This window comes from Neobacillus paridis (assembly GCF_016765675.1).
Lineage (GTDB): Bacteria > Bacillota > Bacilli > Bacillales > Cytobacillaceae > Neobacillus > Neobacillus paridis.
On record NZ_JAESWB010000030.1, the window covers coordinates 1 to 608 of the forward strand.

The following is a 608-nucleotide window of genomic DNA, read 5'->3' on the forward strand; positions in this document are numbered from 1 at the left end:
GTAGCGCGGATTCCATGCGGTGAAAATTTCCCTCTATACTTTTCGCCTTCCATCTTGACGAACATGTTATTGAGCGAAGTACGGCTCATTGGCTTGTGTACGTTACTATTTTTCGGAAAAAGATAATTAGAGCCAGCCCCTTGGCCCTTTAATAAATCCAAAGTTTCTATCGCTTGCATTGACAACGGAACCACATGTGCTTCTTTCATCTTCAATCGCTCGGCCGGCATTAGCCATTTTGCATTCTGCAAATCAAACTCTCTCCAAGTGGCTTCCAAAAGCTCTGTTTTTCGAACAAATGTTAGCAACAACAATTTGGTAGCTAGCTTAGTTGTGGTGTAACCGTGATAGGCATCAACTGTGTTGAGAAACTCGTGGATTTCGTGCTCAGATAAATGAGGATGATTTTTTGGCCGTGGAATCTCGGCCCAGCGTTTTAGTGTAGCAGCTGGATTTGCGTCAGTTTTGAATTTAGTTTGTGCATATTCAAAAACTTGTAATGCAGTCTGTCGCACCCGGTCAGCCGTCTTTACTCCTCGTGTTTTTCCACAATTTTCCAAAATTACTAGTAGATGCCTCGCATCTATATTACGAATCGGTAATGCACC

The 608-nt window shown here is 42.8% G+C and carries 1 protein-coding gene; it reads right to left on the reverse strand.

What is annotated here, in order from left to right; all coding sequences use genetic code 11:
- Positions 1 to 560, reverse strand: a 560-nt coding sequence (locus tag JK635_RS04300) for a tyrosine-type recombinase/integrase (RefSeq protein ID WP_235887876.1), incomplete at its 3' end; no start/stop codon positions are given.
- Positions 561 to 608: the final 48 nt, after the last annotated feature.